General features: G+C 45.0%; 23 protein-coding genes. All 23 read right to left on the bottom strand.

Annotated features, from left to right (window positions below):
• Positions 1-308: 308 nt before the first annotated feature.
• Positions 309-2,207 (bottom strand): 30S ribosomal protein S1, encoded by a 1,899-nt coding sequence (rpsA, locus tag L0U88_RS08840; protein WP_234865683.1) that lies wholly within the window; start codon positions 2,205-2,207, stop codon positions 309-311.
• Between the two features lie 70 nt (positions 2,208-2,277).
• A complete protein-coding gene (locus L0U88_RS08835; protein ID WP_234865682.1) occupies positions 2,278-3,501 on the bottom strand; it encodes a BaiN/RdsA family NAD(P)/FAD-dependent oxidoreductase in 1,224 nt (407 codons plus the stop codon).
• Positions 3,502-3,529: 28 nt separating this feature from the next.
• Positions 3,530-3,976, bottom strand: coding sequence for a hypothetical protein (locus L0U88_RS08830; RefSeq protein ID WP_234865681.1), 447 nt, complete (start codon positions 3,974-3,976; stop codon positions 3,530-3,532).
• Positions 3,977-4,088: 112 nt separating this feature from the next.
• Positions 4,089-4,889, bottom strand: coding sequence for a type I methionyl aminopeptidase (gene map, locus L0U88_RS08825; RefSeq protein ID WP_234865680.1), 801 nt, complete (start codon positions 4,887-4,889; stop codon positions 4,089-4,091).
• A gap of 67 nt (positions 4,890-4,956) precedes the next feature.
• Positions 4,957-6,291, bottom strand: a complete 1,335-nt coding sequence (secY, locus tag L0U88_RS08820; protein WP_234865679.1) for a preprotein translocase subunit SecY — start codon at positions 6,289-6,291, stop codon at positions 4,957-4,959.
• Between the two features lie 76 nt (positions 6,292-6,367).
• Positions 6,368-6,817, bottom strand: coding sequence for a 50S ribosomal protein L15 (rplO, locus tag L0U88_RS08815; protein ID WP_234865678.1), 450 nt, complete (start codon positions 6,815-6,817; stop codon positions 6,368-6,370).
• Positions 6,818-6,968: 151 nt separating this feature from the next.
• Entirely contained in the window at positions 6,969-7,148 is a 180-nt protein-coding gene (gene rpmD, locus L0U88_RS08810) for a 50S ribosomal protein L30 (RefSeq protein WP_234865677.1), read from the bottom strand.
• A gap of 19 nt (positions 7,149-7,167) precedes the next feature.
• Positions 7,168-7,686, bottom strand: coding sequence for a 30S ribosomal protein S5 (gene rpsE / locus L0U88_RS08805; RefSeq protein WP_234865676.1), 519 nt, complete (start codon positions 7,684-7,686; stop codon positions 7,168-7,170).
• Between the two features lie 44 nt (positions 7,687-7,730).
• Positions 7,731-8,084 carry a 50S ribosomal protein L18 gene (gene rplR, locus L0U88_RS08800; protein WP_234865675.1) on the bottom strand — a complete coding sequence of 118 codons (354 nt, stop codon included), beginning with the start codon at positions 8,082-8,084 and terminating at the stop codon, positions 7,731-7,733.
• Between the two features lie 51 nt (positions 8,085-8,135).
• Positions 8,136-8,690 (bottom strand): 50S ribosomal protein L6, encoded by a 555-nt coding sequence (gene rplF, locus L0U88_RS08795; RefSeq protein ID WP_234865674.1) that lies wholly within the window; start codon positions 8,688-8,690, stop codon positions 8,136-8,138.
• Positions 8,691-8,813: 123 nt separating this feature from the next.
• Complete coding sequence (gene rpsH, locus L0U88_RS08790) at positions 8,814-9,212, bottom strand: 30S ribosomal protein S8 (protein ID WP_234865673.1); 399 nt, start codon at positions 9,210-9,212, stop codon at positions 8,814-8,816.
• Positions 9,213-9,299: 87 nt separating this feature from the next.
• Positions 9,300-9,569 (bottom strand): 30S ribosomal protein S14, encoded by a 270-nt coding sequence (rpsN, locus tag L0U88_RS08785; protein ID WP_234865672.1) that lies wholly within the window; start codon positions 9,567-9,569, stop codon positions 9,300-9,302.
• A gap of 20 nt (positions 9,570-9,589) precedes the next feature.
• Positions 9,590-10,168, bottom strand: coding sequence for a 50S ribosomal protein L5 (rplE, locus tag L0U88_RS08780; protein ID WP_234865671.1), 579 nt, complete (start codon positions 10,166-10,168; stop codon positions 9,590-9,592).
• A complete protein-coding gene (gene rplX, locus L0U88_RS08775; RefSeq protein ID WP_234865670.1) occupies positions 10,168-10,506 on the bottom strand; it encodes a 50S ribosomal protein L24 in 339 nt (112 codons plus the stop codon). Before rplX ends, rplE begins: the two co-directional genes overlap by 1 nt.
• A gap of 72 nt (positions 10,507-10,578) precedes the next feature.
• Positions 10,579-10,947 carry a 50S ribosomal protein L14 gene (gene rplN, locus L0U88_RS08770; protein ID WP_039142952.1) on the bottom strand — a complete coding sequence of 123 codons (369 nt, stop codon included), beginning with the start codon at positions 10,945-10,947 and terminating at the stop codon, positions 10,579-10,581.
• A gap of 41 nt (positions 10,948-10,988) precedes the next feature.
• Positions 10,989-11,246 carry a 30S ribosomal protein S17 gene (gene rpsQ / locus L0U88_RS08765; RefSeq protein WP_150846737.1) on the bottom strand — a complete coding sequence of 86 codons (258 nt, stop codon included), beginning with the start codon at positions 11,244-11,246 and terminating at the stop codon, positions 10,989-10,991.
• Positions 11,247-11,296: 50 nt separating this feature from the next.
• Positions 11,297-11,506 (bottom strand): 50S ribosomal protein L29, encoded by a 210-nt coding sequence (gene rpmC, locus L0U88_RS08760; protein WP_234865668.1) that lies wholly within the window; start codon positions 11,504-11,506, stop codon positions 11,297-11,299.
• Between the two features lie 26 nt (positions 11,507-11,532).
• Positions 11,533-11,952 carry a 50S ribosomal protein L16 gene (gene rplP / locus L0U88_RS08755; RefSeq protein ID WP_234865666.1) on the bottom strand — a complete coding sequence of 140 codons (420 nt, stop codon included), beginning with the start codon at positions 11,950-11,952 and terminating at the stop codon, positions 11,533-11,535.
• Positions 11,953-12,035: 83 nt separating this feature from the next.
• Positions 12,036-12,815 carry a 30S ribosomal protein S3 gene (gene rpsC, locus L0U88_RS08750; protein WP_234865664.1) on the bottom strand — a complete coding sequence of 260 codons (780 nt, stop codon included), beginning with the start codon at positions 12,813-12,815 and terminating at the stop codon, positions 12,036-12,038.
• Between the two features lie 31 nt (positions 12,816-12,846).
• Positions 12,847-13,182, bottom strand: a complete 336-nt coding sequence (gene rplV / locus L0U88_RS08745) for a 50S ribosomal protein L22 (RefSeq protein WP_187255360.1) — start codon at positions 13,180-13,182, stop codon at positions 12,847-12,849.
• Between the two features lie 55 nt (positions 13,183-13,237).
• Positions 13,238-13,507: a 30S ribosomal protein S19 gene (gene rpsS / locus L0U88_RS08740; protein ID WP_234865662.1), complete on the bottom strand. Its 270-nt coding sequence runs from the start codon at positions 13,505-13,507 to the stop codon at positions 13,238-13,240.
• A gap of 35 nt (positions 13,508-13,542) precedes the next feature.
• Complete coding sequence (gene rplB / locus L0U88_RS08735; protein WP_234865661.1) at positions 13,543-14,382, bottom strand: 50S ribosomal protein L2; 840 nt, start codon at positions 14,380-14,382, stop codon at positions 13,543-13,545.
• Positions 14,383-14,487: 105 nt separating this feature from the next.
• A complete protein-coding gene (rplW, locus tag L0U88_RS08730; RefSeq protein ID WP_150846730.1) occupies positions 14,488-14,787 on the bottom strand; it encodes a 50S ribosomal protein L23 in 300 nt (99 codons plus the stop codon).
• Positions 14,788-14,798: the final 11 nt, after the last annotated feature.

The raw sequence follows: 14,798 nt of genomic DNA, 5'->3' as shown, positions 1-14,798 counted from the left end.
CCACGGCAATTGATCTCTTCCGCCGTTTTCCGACCCCACCACCCCAATACCCTGTAAACTTTTGCCCTCAAGGGGAAACCAGCTCTTTTAAAATTTTATGCCTGCTTTGAATGCAACCGGTGCGTAGTAGCGAAGGGGGAATTAAAACCATTTGGCCAAATAAACGGAGTGAATGTTTATGTAATCAGCAGCCAACCTTCTAGGTTTACTTATTCCATGGAGCATTTCAAGGCAGGCTTTTTTGTTTCCAGCCATAAAAAAAGGTGCAGTGTTGAACTGCACCTTTTGTATTTGGAATCCTTTCTGTATTACTGAGCACCTTCGCCTTCTCCGCCTTCCAGCTTCTTCTTGAGTTCAGCCAGCACACCCAGGTCACCAAGGGTAGCTTTCTCCACCTTACTCTGGATATTTTTAACAGCCTTCTTGGTTTTGTCGGCTTCTGCTTTAGCTTCCTTCTTGATTGCTTCTCTTTCTTCAGCTTTGGCAACTTCCCAGGTACGGGCATGGCTCACCACGATCCTCTTTTCATTGCGATCGAATTCGATCACCATGAACTGGTTGGTTTCATCCGCATTTACAGAACTACCATCTTCTTTAGAGAGATGACGGTTTGGAGCGAATCCTTCCAGGCCATATGGCAGCTGTACGATCGCACCTTTATCGTCCTTGCGGATAACAGTTCCTTCATGCACGGTACCGATAGCAAAGGTATCTTCCAATGCATTCCATGGATCTTCTTCCAGTTGCTTGTGTCCGAGTTGAAGTTTGCGATTTTCTTTATCAATGCCCAGGATGATGATCTCGATCTTCTCACCCACTTTGGTATACTCAGAAGGGTGATTAAAACGCTTCAGCCAGCTGAGGTCACTGATATGGATCATGCCACCGATTCCAGGCTCGAGTTCAACAAATACACCGTATGGAGTAATGTTCTTCACCAGTCCACTGTGACGGCTGTCAACCGGGAACTTGTTTTCGATCTCATTCCAGGGATCAGGAGTCATTTGCTTGATAGAAAGGCTCATCTTGCGAGCGTCTTTATCAAGGGTAACGATTTTCGCTTCGTATTCATCACCCAGTTTGAAGAACTCCTTCGCATTGATCGGAGTATTCGCCCAGGTAATTTCACTAACGTGTACCAGTCCTTCTACGCCCGGCATAATTTCCAGGAACGCGCCATAATCTTCGATATTCACTACTTTACCTTTCACAACATTACCTTCCGCAATGTTCTCAGGAAGCACATCCCAAGGATGCGGAGTGAGTTGCTTCAGACCAAGGCTGATGCGTTTTTTGTCGTCGTCGAAATCCAGTACTACCACATTCAGCTTCTGGTCCAATTTCAACACCTCTGAAGGGTGGTTGATACGTCCCCAACTGATATCGGTAATATAGAGCAGACCATCGAGGCCACCCAGGTCCATGAACGCACCGAAATCGGTAATGTTCTTGATAGTACCTTCCAGTACCTGACCTTTTTCGAGTTTGCCCATGATCTCTGCACGCTGTGCTTCGATATCGCTTTCGATAAGTGCTTTGTGAGAAACAACCGCGTTCTTGATGGCTTCGTTTACTTTCACCACTTTGAACTCCATGGTTTTACCAACAAACTGATCGTAATCAGTTACAGGCTTCACATCAATCTGAGAACCTGGCAGGAAGGTTTCCATACCAAATACATCCACGATAAGACCACCTTTGGTTTTGCTGGTAACAGTTCCGGTAACAATTTCACCGGTCTTGTGAACCTCAACAATTTTCTCCCAGGCACGGGTAATACGAGCCTGCTTGCGGCTGAGATGCAGATGACCCTGGCGGTCTTCTTTTTCCACCACCATCACTTCCACTTCATCACCGATTTTCAATCCCTGCAGATCACGGAATTCGTTCAGTGAAATCAGACCATCACTTTTGAAACCGATATTCAGTACTACGTCGGTTTTAGTTAAACCAACAACAGAACCTTTAATCAGTTCTCCATCTGTAATGGATACGAAAGTAGCTTCGTACACTTTGTCGTACTTCGCTTTTTCTTCTTCCTTATAGGAAGCTACATTGCGCTTGTCGATGCTCCAGTCAAAATCGTCGTGAGCAGTCGCTACCGGCGCCTCAGGTGCAGTTGTTGTCGCTGTAGTTGCTTCTGCCGGGGCAGCAGCAGACTCCTGAGCATCAGCGTTTAATTGTTTAGCAAAAATGTTATGAAACATAGAAATTTCCCGATGGTTTTATTCGGGCCTGCAAAGATAGGCAAAATCCGCTTCCATCGGCCTTTTGAGCCTATTTTTTAACGATGTTCTGGGCAGCGAGCCAGCCACTGGTCCAGGCATGCTGAAAATTGAACCCTCCCGTAATTCCATCCACATCCAGCACTTCTCCTGCGAAATACAAACTGGGGCTCAATTTACTTTCCATCGTAGCGGGATTTACCTCTGCAAGACTTATCCCTCCTGCTGTTACAAATTCCTCTTTAAAGGTGGTTTTGCCTTTGACCTCCAATTCCATAGCTGACAGTAACTTTACCAGTTTATTTTGCTCCTTTGCGGGTAATTCTCCCCATTTGGTCTCCAGGCCAGCACCCGCTTCTGAAATCAACCATTCCCAGAATCGCTGGGGCAACCCAAATGGATTCCGGTTCTGGATTTTAAGTGCTCCTTTTTCATTCCGGAATTGGCGAATAAACTCCAGCAAAGACTGTTCGTGGTAGCCTGGCACCCAATTGATCAGTAACCTGAATGTCCAGTTGGAAGCAGCCAATTGCCTTGCTCCCCAGGCACTTAGACGCAGGATAGCCGGGCCACTTAGCCCCCAATGTGTGATCAGGACCGGTCCATTTTCCTGGAGTTTGGAACCTTGTATTTTCACCTGTACCGGGTCCACTACCACTCCCATCAGGTCCCGGATCGGATGTCCTGGCAAATTGAACGTAAACAAAGACGGAACTGGTTCCTGAATACTATGCCCGGTTACTTTCAGCCAGTCGAACTGCTGTGCCTTCGGATAACCGCCTGTTGCTATACAAACCTTATCTGCAATTAGCTCTCCGCTATTTGTCTGAATAAGCCATTGAATACCTTTTCTTTCCAGTTTTTTTACTTCCTGGTTCATACGAATCTCCACTCCTGTTTTGTCGGCTTCTTTCAAAAGACATTCAATGATGGTGGAGGAATCATTGGTTGTCGGAAACATCCTGCCATCGGCTTCCACCTTCAGCAGAACGCCCCTCTTTTCAAACCATTGAATGGTATCGGATGGACTAAAATACCCAAAGCTCTTTTTCACAAACTGTTCCCCCCTGGGATAGCGCTTTGATAAAGCAGGCACTTCAAAACAGGCATGTGTCACATTACACCTTCCTCCCCCACTGATTCTGACTTTAGATAACAGCTTTGACGATTTTTCCAGTATGATTACCCGCAAAGAGGGATCAAATGCAGCGGCATTCACCGCACAAAAAAAACCGGCCGCGCCCCCTCCTATTACTACCAGGGTTCTTGTTTTCATTCCGGCAAAAATAGGTATATACTGTGCTTCAATTAGGCAAAAAGAGCGGACTATCCGGATGAAACGTATCATAGAAGAACAGCGCCCTTAATTGTGGTATTCGGATGTCATCGATCGGTTCGGGCATCAGATCCTGGACCAGGAACCGAAGCATTTCCTTCCAGGATAAATGCTCCGGGAATACTACGTCAATGAAATTCAGGTCCAGCACCTGTAACAGTTTTTCCACTTCTATGGAACAATCCTGCTCCGTTTCAAGATACTTCAACACTGGTAACAAAGGCTCACCGATAAAATTGTGTACTGTTGTCTTTTTTAGTGGATACTGGCTTTCAATAGACAAAACCATTTGTAAAAAAGCATGCTCCATTTCAGGGCTGGCATCGCTATCAATATGAACTACTGCCCCAGTTTCAGCCAGCAAGCGAATTTTCAGTAGCTCATTTTCGAGTTTTAGTTGTTGGTCCTTTTTCATTTTCCATGTTTTGATGATAAATTCTTACATCGGTGTAAACATGGGAAATAAAAAAAACCTGGTCAGGAGTGAAATCACCCAATCTGACCAGGTTAATACACGCGTAAAAGTATCAGTCCTTCGTAAACAAATTAGTATTCGCCTTCTCCGCTGCTTCAATCTCTTCAAAACTGGAAAGAATATCAGCTTTTCCTCTGCGCACGCAAATTGTATGTTCAAAATGTGCAGCCGGTAAGCCATCTTTTGTTTTCACTGTCCAGCCATCTTCTTCATACCACACTTCCTTCACACCCATGTTAATCATGGGCTCAATAGCAATTACAAGGCCGTCTTTAAGTTTGGCTCCACTACCTCTTTTTCCATAATTGGGCACTTGGGGTTCTTCATGCAGGTGTCTGCCCAAACCGTGACCAACCAATTCCCGAACTACCCCGTATTTGAATTTTTTCTCAGCATATTCCTGGATAGCAAACGAAATATCACCCACTCTGTTACCCGCCACCGCTTTTTCAATTCCAAGGTATAGAGATGTTTTGGTTACTTCCAGTAACTGGCTCACATCATCTGTAATAGTACCTAACGCAAACGTATAAGCGCTATCTCCATGAAATCCATTTTTATAAACACCTACATCAACAGAAACGATATCTCCATCGTGAAGCGGTCGGTCATTGGGAAATCCATGAACAACGGCATCGTTCACGCTGATACAACAGGTAAAAGGAAAACCTTTGTAGTTTTTAAAAGATGGCACTGCCCCATGATCCCGAATAAAGGTTTCCGCGACCTCATCAATTTGAAGGGTAGTCATACCAGGTTTAAGTACACTGGCAACATGTGCAAGAGTTTTACTTACCAGCAAACTGCTTTCACGGATCAGTTCAACCTCTGCACTGGTTTTATAATATATCATATGTCAAAAAAAATTCCCGGCAAAGGTAGTCCATTGCCGGGAGTTATATTAGTTAGCGTATGTCTAATTAAATAGTGGTGGTGCTAACCGCCTGGCGCCCCTGGATCCGACCACTTTTCATCAGTCCGTCGTATTGGCGCATGAGCAGTTGTGTTTCAATCTGCTGTAAAGTATCCAGCACAACACCAACCATGATCAGCAGCGAAGTTCCTCCAAAGAACGATGCAAATCCCTGCGTAATTCCAAGGCGCTGTGCGAAACCGGGAAGGATACCAACCAATGCCAGCAATACCGCACCTGGTAACGTAATCCGGTCCATTACAGCTCCGATGTAATCAGCGGTTTCCTGGCCCGGTTTAACGCCGGGAATAAAACCGTTGTTCCGCTTCAGATCCTCAGCAATCTGCTTGGGATTGAAGATCAAAGCCGTATAGAGGAACGTGAATCCAATTACAATTACTGCATAAATTACCATGTGCCAGGCATCTCTTGGATCAGAGAAGATTCTTGCAATACCCTGACCAGATTCAAAGCTGGTGTAAGAAAACAGGGTTGGCAGGAACATGATAGCCTGTGCGAAGATGATAGGCATTACACCAGCACCATTCACTTTCAGCGGGAGGAACTGACGGGCACCGCCGAACTGCTTGTTACCAATGATCTGCTTAGCATATTGAACAGGGATCTTACGAACACCCTGAACCAATACAATCAAGCCCATGATAATAGCAATCAATACAGCGATTTCAATTACGAAAACCAACAATCCTCCACTGCCGCGGTTGCTCTTGGCAGCCCATTCCTGGATGGCAGACTGAGGCAAACGAGCCAGGATACCAACCATGATGATCAGGGAAGTACCATTACCCAACCCTTTATCTGTGATTTTTTCACCCAGCCACATTACGAAAAGGGTACCTGCTGTAAGAACGACAGTAGTTGATAACCAGAAATAGGGAGCATAGGAAGCCAGCATAGCTGCGCCGTTAACCTGATTCAGGTAAGCAACATAAGCGCCCGCCTGTACTGCAGTTACAGCAACTGTTAAATAGCGTGTCCACTGGTTGATTTTTTTACGGCCGCTTTCTCCTTCTTTCTGGATCTTCTGCATCTTCGGAACCAGGATGGTCATAAGCTGCATGAAGATGGAAGCAGAGATATAGGGCATGATACCCAATGCAAATATGGAAGCCTGGGAAAAGGCACCACCGGCAAAAGCATCAATCAATCCGAGTGCTCCGGATTTGGCAGTTTCGGTATCAATTTTATTAGGATCCAGACCGGGTAACACGATGTGTGCACCGATCCTGTAAATTAGAATAAGCAGCAGTGTGGTTATGATCTTACTTCTTAACTCTTCAATGCTCCAGATATTCTTCAGCGTCTGAATTAATTTCTTCACGGATTTCTGAAATTTAAGTGAGCCTCCAATAAAAAAAGGACGCATTTTTCCAATGCGTCCGGCAAGATAAAGAAAATTACTTTACAATTTCAATAGTTCCGCCTACCGCTTCAATTGCTGCTTTAGCTTTGTCACTGGCAGCGTTTACTTTGAAATTCAGTTTGGTTTTCAACTCACCAGTACCCAGAATTTTAACTGAATCAGTATGAGCGATCAAACCATTAATATATAATGTTTCCAGGCTGAATTCAGTCAGGTTGTATTTTTCTGCCAGCTGATCAATCTGTCCGAGGTTGAACACCTTAAACTCTATACGGTGAATATTGGTGAATCCGCGCTTGGGAACACGACGTTGAATTGGCATCTGACCACCTTCGTGTGCACGCTTGGATTTGTAACCTGCGCGGCTTTGACCACCCTTATTACCCTTTGTAGAAGTACCACCCTTACCGGATGCTTCACCTCTACCTAATCTTTTTTCTTTGTGCGTAGCGCCTTCTGCTGGCTGTAAATTGTGCAGTTTCATGTTTTTCTGATTTTAAACTTTCGGGGAATCACCCCTCGCATTAATGTGAAAAGTGAAAAGTGAAAGGCGAAAGGCGAAATGTGAGATGTGAAACGTGAGATGTGAAATGAAGTGGTTTTCTTCCGTTTCACGTCTCACATCTCACTTCTTATTACGCTTCTTCCACCTTCAACAGGTGTTCAACTTTACGTACCATTCCCAGGATCTGAGGGGTGGCTTCTACCTCGCGGGAGGAATTCATCTTTCTCAGACCGAGCGCCTTCAGGGTCAGCTTCTGACTTTCGGGACGATCGATGGCACTTTTAACTTGTGTGATCTTAATCTTTTTCATCTCTATTCTGATTGGGAGATTATCCATTAAATACTTTCTTCAGGCTAACGGTACGGGTTTTAGCAACCTGTACGGGTTCTTTCAGCGTAGCCAGCGCTTTGAAAGTCGCTTTTACCACGTTGTGCGGATTAGCGGAACCCAGGCTTTTTGCCAATACGTCGGTGATACCTGCACTTTCCAATACAGCACGCATGCTACCTCCGGCAATTACACCGGTACCATGTGCAGCTGGCTTGATCAGTACTTTCGCAGCACCTTCTTTTGCCAATTGGTCGTGAGGAATAGTGCCATGCATTACAGGAACCTTGATCAGGTTCTTTTTGGCATCTTCAATACCCTTCGTAATTGCTTCCTGAACTTCTTTGGCTTTTCCGAGTCCGTGACCAACTACACCATTTTCATTTCCTACCACAACCAGTGCAGAGAAACTGAAGGAGCGACCACCTTTGGTAGTTTTTACAACCCGGTTGATTGCAACAACTTTCTCCTTGAGCTCAAGGTCACCGGCTTTTACTTTATTTAAAATTACTTGTGCCATTTATTGCAGAAATTAAGTTGAGTTTAGATTTTTTGGAACGATGCTTAGAATTGGAGTCCTCCTTCACGAGCACCATCCGCAACCGCTTTAATACGGCCATGGTACAAACGACCACCACGGTCAAACACTACTGTTTCCAGTCCCAGTGCTTTTGCTTTGGTAGCAATTGCTGCTCCCAGAAGTTTACCTTTTTCCGTTTTTGTAACTTTCTGAGCAAGGATGTCTTTGTCACGGGTGCTGGCCGCTGCCAGTGTTACTCCATTTTCATCGTCAATCAATTGTGCATAGGTTTCTGCGTTACTGCGGAAAACAGACAGACGAGGCTTCTGAGCAGTACCAGACACTTTCTTACGAATGCGGTACTGGATCTTCTGTCTTCTGATTGATTTTGTTTCCATTTCTGTTTATTTAGAGCTCCGATGCTGCCGGAGCCGTTGAACAATTTAAATTTATTTACCAGCAGCTTTACCAGCTTTCTTACGTACCACTTCACCCACAAAGCGAACACCTTTTCCTTTGTACGGCTCAGGCTTACGGAGACTGCGGATTTTGGCAGCAACCTGACCAAGCAATTGCTTATCAGAGCCTTCCAGGATAATTTTAGGGTTCTGTCCTTTTTCAGTTACAGTAGCAACTTTCAATTCTTTTGGAATTTCAAAAACGATATTGTGAGAGTAACCGAGTGCCAGGTCCAGTGTGTTACCGGTATTGGCAGCTTTGAAACCCACACCCACTAATTCCATTTCTGCTTTGAATCCATCAGTTACACCTTTTACGAGGTTTGCCAGCAAAGCGCGGTACAAACCATGCAACGCACGGTGACGGATCTGATCAGTTGGGCGTTTGATCAACACTTCATTTCCCACAACTTCGACGTTGATATCGCGATCAATCGCCTGCTTGAGTTCACCCTTAGGACCTTTAACTGTAATCACATTGTCCTTTCCAACAGTGATGGTTACACCTGCAGGAACGTTAACGGGTTTTTTACCTATACGAGACATGTTTAAAAAATTGAAAGTTTATGTTTGAGTCTGCTGATCGGTCAGACGGGTATAGGACGCCTTAATGTATCAACAGCCAGTTATATGTGAATTGCGCAATGTTGCCATTGCGCAATAAGTATCTTAGTAAATGTAGCAAAGTACTTCGCCACCTACATTCTGTGATTTCGCTTCCTTATCTGTCATAACTCCCTTGGAAGTAGAAAGAATTGCAACACCGAGACCATTTTTAACACGGATGAAATCAGCAGGTTTGGCATACTGACGAAGACCGGGACGACTAACCCGCTCCAGGCTCTGAATTGCAGGCTGCTTGGTAGAGGGATCGTATTTTAAGGCAATCTTGATGATGCCCTGTTTGTTATCTTCTTCGAATTTGTATTTAAGGATATATCCCTTATCGTACAGAATTTCGGTTATACGCTTTTTCAGGTTAGAAGCAGGAATTTCCACGATACGATGACCAGCCATTTGTGCATTACGAATGCGGGTCAGGAAGTCTGCTATAGGATCAGTAACCATTGTCTAAAATAAGTTTGATTGATAATTGTTTTACAATGCGATATCCTAGCTGATATCAACAAATTTTCTCTCCTGCCGGAAATTTCCTTACCAGCTGGCTTTCTTTACTCCAGGAATCTTTCCAGCCAGGGCCATATCACGGAACATAACCCTTGACAATCCGAAATAACGCATGTAACCTTTCGGACGGCCAGTCAACTGGCAGCGATTCTTCAAACGAACGGGAGAAGCATTCTTCGGCAGGCTATCAAGTGCCTGGTAATCTCCGGCAGCTTTCAGAGCAGCACGCTTTTCAGCATACTTGGCTACCATCGCCTCTCTTTTCCTTTGTCTGGCTTCTACTGATTTTTTTGCCATATTATTAGTTAAAAAGTAAGTTAAGCGTTTTCTCCTCTTTTGATATTACGGAACGGCATTCCCAATTCTTTCAGCAATTCATATGCTTCTTCGTTGGTTCCTGCAGTAGTAACAAAAGTGATATCCAGACCAGTGATCTTGTTCACTTTATCAATATCGATTTCCGGGAAGATGATCTGCTCGGTAACACCCAGGGTGTAATTACCACGGCCATCAAAGCTTTTCTCGCTGATTCCCTTGAAATCACGTACACGTGGCAGAGATACAGAGATCAGGCGATCCAGGAATTCATACATCTTCTCACCACGCAGGGTTACACGCGCACCAATTGGCATGTTCTTACGCAGCTTGAAGTTGGAGATGTCTTTCTTAGACATGGTAGCTACAGCTCTCTGACCGGTAATGGTAGACAGCTCTTCTACTGCAATGTCAACCAGCTTCTTGTCAGCCACAGCGCCATTGACACCACGGTTCAGACAGATCTTGGTAAGTTTGGGAGCCTGCATTACAGTGCCATAGCCAAACTTCTTCATTAAGGCAGGTACAACTTCTTTCTTGTACTTGTCTGCCAGTCGCGGAGTATATTTAACGGTACTCATTACTTAATTACCTCCCCTGATTTTTTAGAAACACGAACTAACTTTCCAGCTTCACGGGTACGCTTCACCTTGGTGGCAGCACCAGCTTTAGCATCCCACAACATAATGTTGGAGATATTGATGGCAGCTTCCTTCTTTACGATACCACCTTTGGTGTTCTGTGCAGAAGGCTTCGTGTGTTTGGTGATGATATTCACCCCTTCAACGATCACGCGACCTTCGTCAACCATTACTTCCAAAACCTTGCGGGGTTTCTTCAGATCTTTGTCGTCGCCGGCAATAACTACCACCGTGTCGCCTTTTTTAATGTTGTATTTAGCTTTGAATCTTGTGCTCATGTAGATTCTGTTTATCTATTTTTCACTTTTGTTTTCTGCCCGTGCTCCCTTAATCGGGGCGCAAAGGTACAATTATAATACTTCCGGAGCAAGAGAAATAATCTTCATATATCCCTTGTCGCGCAATTCCCTTGCTACAGGTCCGAAAATACGTGTACCACGAGGTTCATCAGAGTTGTTCAACAACACAACGGCGTTGTCATCAAACCGGATGTAGGAACCATCTTTACGGCGCAGTTTATTTTTGGTACGTACAATTACCGCTTTGGTAACGGTACCTTTTTTGATACCACCTGCAGGAATGGCGTCCTTAACAGTTACGACAATCTTGTCGCCGATCTTGGCATAGTCCTGGCCGCTGTTACCCAACACGCGAATAACCAGCACTTCCTTGGCTCCACTGTTATCAGCTACATTCAGTCTGCTTTCTTGCTGAATCATCTTTAATTAATTTATTCAATTAGTAATGTAAAACAGAGGGATTACTTCACTTTCTCTACGATCTCCACCATTCTCCAGCGCTTTGTTTTGCTGAGCGGGCGGGTTTCCATGATTCGTACCAGATCACCAATGCTGCACTCGTTCTTTTCGTCGTGTGCATGGAACTTGGTAGTCTTCTTTACGAACTTACCGTAGATTGGGTGCTTCACCTTTCTTTCAACGGCAACGGTAACGGTTTTTTCCATTTTGTTGCTGGTTACATAACCAATCCTTGTTTTACGCAAATTTCTTTCAGCCATTGTTATCTTTTTTAGCTTATTCGCTTTTTGAATACACCTGGGCTACCTGATCAGGCAGTTGCCAGTTTTTTGGTTAATTCCGTTTTCAGACGGGCAATATCCCGGCGAAGAGAACGGATGCTCATCGGATTCTCCAGCGGAGTGATCGCATGAGCGAACTCGAGCTTCTTCAGACGCAGTTCATCTTCCTGAATGCGAGCCTTCAGATCAGCCAGGCTCATATCTTTCAGGGTGGCTACGAAATCGGTCTTCTTTGACATCGTATGGTCGATTTTGTTGTTATAGCTTAGGATTGCAGTTCACGACGAACTACAAACTTTGTTTTAATCGGTAATTTCTGAGCAGCCAGTTCCATTGCGGTCTTTGCTACCTCTTCAGAAACGCCGTCGCACTCGAACAGAATACGACCGGGCTTTACTACAGCAGCCCAATGATCAGGGTTACCTTTACCTTTACCCATCCTTACTTCAGCGGGCTTCTTGGTAACGATTTTATCAGGGAAAATGCGGATCCAGACATTTCCTTCCCGCTTCATGGAACGGGTCATTGCCTGACGGGCACTTTCAATCTGGCGATCCGTCATCCACACTGTTTCCAGCGCTTTCAGACCGAAGGAACCAAAGGACAGGCTGGTGCCACGTTTTGCATTGCCTTTCACAGGCATCTTCTGCATCTTCCTGTGTTTTGTTCTTTTTGGCTGTAACATCTTATATTAATTTGTCAATGTTCTTTTTAAAATCAGATTCTGTAAAGTCTTCTCACGTCTCACGTCTCACGTCTACTTGGGTATTAGCCTCTTCGGCGTCCACCGCCTCCGCCGCCGCGGTTACGGTCACGATCACCACCACCTCTGCGGTCATCACCTCCCCTGCTCTCACGACGATCACCCATCGGACCACTGTCTTTACCTCCGATGAAATTCGGGTTCAGATCACGCTTGGCCAATACTTCTCCTTTACAGATCCAAACCTTGATACCAATTTTACCGTATACAGTCAGTGCAAACACATTAGCGTAATCAATATCCATACGAAGTGTATGCAAAGGAGTACGACCCTGTTTGATTTCTTCTGAACGGGCAATTTCTGCTCCACCCAAACGACCGCTTACTTTCACTTTGATTCCCTCAGCACCCATACGCAACGCAGAGGCAATCGCCATTTTGATGGCACGCTTATAGTTAATACGGTTCTCGATTTGCTTGGCGATGGTGTCGGCAACGATGTTGGCATCCAGTTCAGGGCGACGAATCTCCAGAATATTTATCTGAACATCATCTTTACCTGTCAGCTTCTTCAATTCTTCCTTGATGCGATCTACCTCGTTACCACCTTTTCCTATGATGATTCCAGGCTTGGACGTATGGATGGTGATAATCAGCTTACCCAGTGTACGCTCAATAACAATTTTAGAGATTCCTCCCTTGTTAATACGAGCCATCAGGTAGGTACGGATCTTGTGATCCTCAATCAACTTGGTCGAGTAGTCTTTTTTACTGCCAAACCAGTTGCTTTCCCAACCGCGGATGATTCCCAACCTTGCACCAATAGGATTTGTTTTCTGACCCATTTGTTTGGTATATTAAGTTTATACGATTGAATTATTTAGTATCTACAACTACAGTTACGTGATTGCTACGCTTGCGCACACGGTAACCACGACCCTGGGGAGCCGGACGCATACGCTTCAGCGTTCTTGCACCGTCCACAAAAATGGTCTTAACAACCAGTTGGGTCTCATCACCACCTTCGTTTGCCTGCTTCCAGTTGCTGATGGCACTTACTACCAGTTTGCGCAAAGGAACAGCGGGATGCTTGGCATTGTGCTCCAGCACAGCCAGCGCCTTTTCTACTTCCATGCCACGCACCAGGTCAGCCAATAAACGCATCTTTCTGGGCGATGTGGGGTAATTTCTCAGTTTAGCTACTGCTTCCATTGTTTTATGATTCTTTAACCCACCCTGCCGGAAGCAGGGCGGATCATTTATTTAATTACATTTTCTTGCTAGAGTGTCCTTTGAAGTTGCGGGTAGGAGCAAATTCACCAAGCTTGTGACCTACCATGAACTCCGTTACATAAACCGGGATGAACTTGTTGCCGTTGTGCACTGCGAACGTGTGACCAACGAAATCAGGTGTAATCGTTGAACGGCGACTCCAGGTTTTGATAACCCCTTTCTTGGATTTACCTTCGGTCATATTCAACACCTTCTGCTCCAGTTTTACGTCTACGTAAGGACCTTTTTTAATTGAACGAGCCATATCTAAATTTTAGAATGCTGATTGATGATTGTAGATTATTTATTGGCTAACTTCTTACCATTCTTACGCTGGATAATCAGTTTGTCAGAGCCTTTGTGCTTACGGGTCTTCAGACCTTTTGCATACTTACCGGTTCTGCTTCTCGGATGTCCACCGGATGCACGACCTTCACCACCACCCATCGGGTGATCAACTGGGTTCATCGCAACACCACGGTTACGCGGTTTAATACCTTTCCAACGATTTCTACCAGCCTTACCCATGCTCTGCAGGTTATGATCGCTGTTTGATGCTACCCCTACGGTTGCATAACAGTTGATCAATACTTTTCTCAACTCCCCTGAAGGCATTTTCAATACAGCGTACTTTTCTTCCTTGTTGCTCAGCTGTGCAGATGTACCAGCACTGCGGGCAATCTTTCCACCCTGACCAGGCTGCATCTCAATATTATGTACTACAGTACCCAGCGGCATGTTTTTCAGCATGAGCGAGTTTCCGAGTTCAGGAGCAACTGCGTCACCACTGATTACTTCAGCACCCACCTGCAATCCCTGGGGAGCCAGAATATAACGCTTCTCACCATCTACATAATTCAACAGGGCGATAAAAGCAGAACGGTTCGGATCGTATTCGATAGAAGCAACCTTTGCAGGAATGTCTTTCTTATCGCGTTTGAAATCAACCAGACGATACATTTTCGCATGACCACCGCCAATGTAACGCATGCTTCTGCGTCCCTGAGCGTTACGGCCACCGGTACCACTCTTTTTCTCCAACAAACTCTTCTCAGGCTCGTTGGTTGTAATTTCAGCATACGCGTTTCCAATTCTCCAGCGCGTACCTGCTGTCATCGGTTTATACTTTCTTAATGCCATCTTCTTATTTTTTGCTGCGAACTTTTCAGCGTCGCACTACTTTAATTATTCTTGTTTCTATTCGGTTTTTCGTCTCACGTTTCACGTCTGACGTCTCACCTACTCTTAAACTGCTCCGTACAAATCAATTGTTTCACCTTCAGCCACGGTTACCAGTGCCTTTTTGTAAGCCGGCTTACGGCCCTGGATGAAACCAGCTTTTGTAAAACGGGTTTTGTTTTTACCGGGAATTACGGCAGTATTTACATCTACTACAGTTACACCATAAAAGGTTTCAATCGCCTTTTTGATCTCCAGTTTATTTGCCTTTCTCGCCACTTTAAAAGCAAAGCGACGCAGACTTTCCTGCTGGGCATTTGCCTTTTCAGTGAGGATGGGCTTTATCAGAACTTCAGAAAGTTTCATTTCTTTCTATT

The organism is Flavihumibacter fluminis (assembly GCF_021491375.1).
Taxonomy (GTDB): Bacteria; Bacteroidota; Bacteroidia; order Chitinophagales; family Chitinophagaceae; genus Flavihumibacter; species Flavihumibacter fluminis.
Note: the sequence above shows the minus strand (reverse complement) of the source record. Positions and strands in the feature narration are given on the sequence as shown.

Bases quoted from the DNA above. Each gene is read 5' to 3' on its own strand.
- rpsN (WP_234865672.1), bottom strand. From the start codon at position 9,569: ATGGCAAAAAAATCAGTAGAAGCCAGACAAAGGAAAAGAGAGGCGATG.
- rpsE (WP_234865676.1), bottom strand. From the start codon at position 7,686: ATGGCACAAGTAATTTTAAATAAAGTAAAAGCCGGTGACCTTGAGCTC.
- rplB (WP_234865661.1), bottom strand. From the start codon at position 14,382: ATGGCATTAAGAAAGTATAAACCGATGACAGCAGGTACGCGCTGGAGA.
- rpsS (WP_234865662.1), bottom strand. From the start codon at position 13,507: ATGGCTCGTTCAATTAAAAAAGGTCCTTACGTAGACGTAAAACTGGAG.
- rplF (WP_234865674.1), bottom strand. From the start codon at position 8,690: ATGTCTCGTATAGGTAAAAAACCCGTTAACGTTCCTGCAGGTGTAACC.
- rplW (WP_150846730.1), bottom strand. From the start codon at position 14,787: ATGAAACTTTCTGAAGTTCTGATAAAGCCCATCCTCACTGAAAAGGCA.
- rpsC (WP_234865664.1), bottom strand. From the start codon at position 12,815: ATGGGTCAGAAAACAAATCCTATTGGTGCAAGGTTGGGAATCATCCGC.
- rplV (WP_187255360.1), bottom strand. From the start codon at position 13,182: ATGGAAGCAGTAGCTAAACTGAGAAATTACCCCACATCGCCCAGAAAG.
- rpmD (WP_234865677.1), bottom strand. From the start codon at position 7,148: ATGAAAAAGATTAAGATCACACAAGTTAAAAGTGCCATCGATCGTCCC.
- rplP (WP_234865666.1), bottom strand. From the start codon at position 11,952: ATGTTACAGCCAAAAAGAACAAAACACAGGAAGATGCAGAAGATGCCT.
- L0U88_RS08835 (WP_234865682.1), bottom strand. From the start codon at position 3,501: ATGAAAACAAGAACCCTGGTAGTAATAGGAGGGGGCGCGGCCGGTTTT.
- rpsH (WP_234865673.1), bottom strand. From the start codon at position 9,212: ATGGTTACTGATCCTATAGCAGACTTCCTGACCCGCATTCGTAATGCA.
- rpmC (WP_234865668.1), bottom strand. From the start codon at position 11,506: ATGTCAAAGAAGACCGATTTCGTAGCCACCCTGAAAGATATGAGCCTG.
- rplX (WP_234865670.1), bottom strand. From the start codon at position 10,506: ATGAGCACAAGATTCAAAGCTAAATACAACATTAAAAAAGGCGACACG.
- rplR (WP_234865675.1), bottom strand. From the start codon at position 8,084: ATGGAAACAAAATCAATCAGAAGACAGAAGATCCAGTACCGCATTCGT.
- rplE (WP_234865671.1), bottom strand. From the start codon at position 10,168: ATGAGTACCGTTAAATATACTCCGCGACTGGCAGACAAGTACAAGAAA.
- rplO (WP_234865678.1), bottom strand. From the start codon at position 6,817: ATGAAACTGCACAATTTACAGCCAGCAGAAGGCGCTACGCACAAAGAA.
- map (WP_234865680.1), bottom strand. From the start codon at position 4,889: ATGATATATTATAAAACCAGTGCAGAGGTTGAACTGATCCGTGAAAGC.
- rpsQ (WP_150846737.1), bottom strand. From the start codon at position 11,246: ATGGCTGAAAGAAATTTGCGTAAAACAAGGATTGGTTATGTAACCAGC.
- rpsA (WP_234865683.1), bottom strand. From the start codon at position 2,207: ATGTTTCATAACATTTTTGCTAAACAATTAAACGCTGATGCTCAGGAG.
- L0U88_RS08830 (WP_234865681.1), bottom strand. From the start codon at position 3,976: ATGAAAAAGGACCAACAACTAAAACTCGAAAATGAGCTACTGAAAATT.
- rplN (WP_039142952.1), bottom strand. From the start codon at position 10,947: ATGATTCAGCAAGAAAGCAGACTGAATGTAGCTGATAACAGTGGAGCC.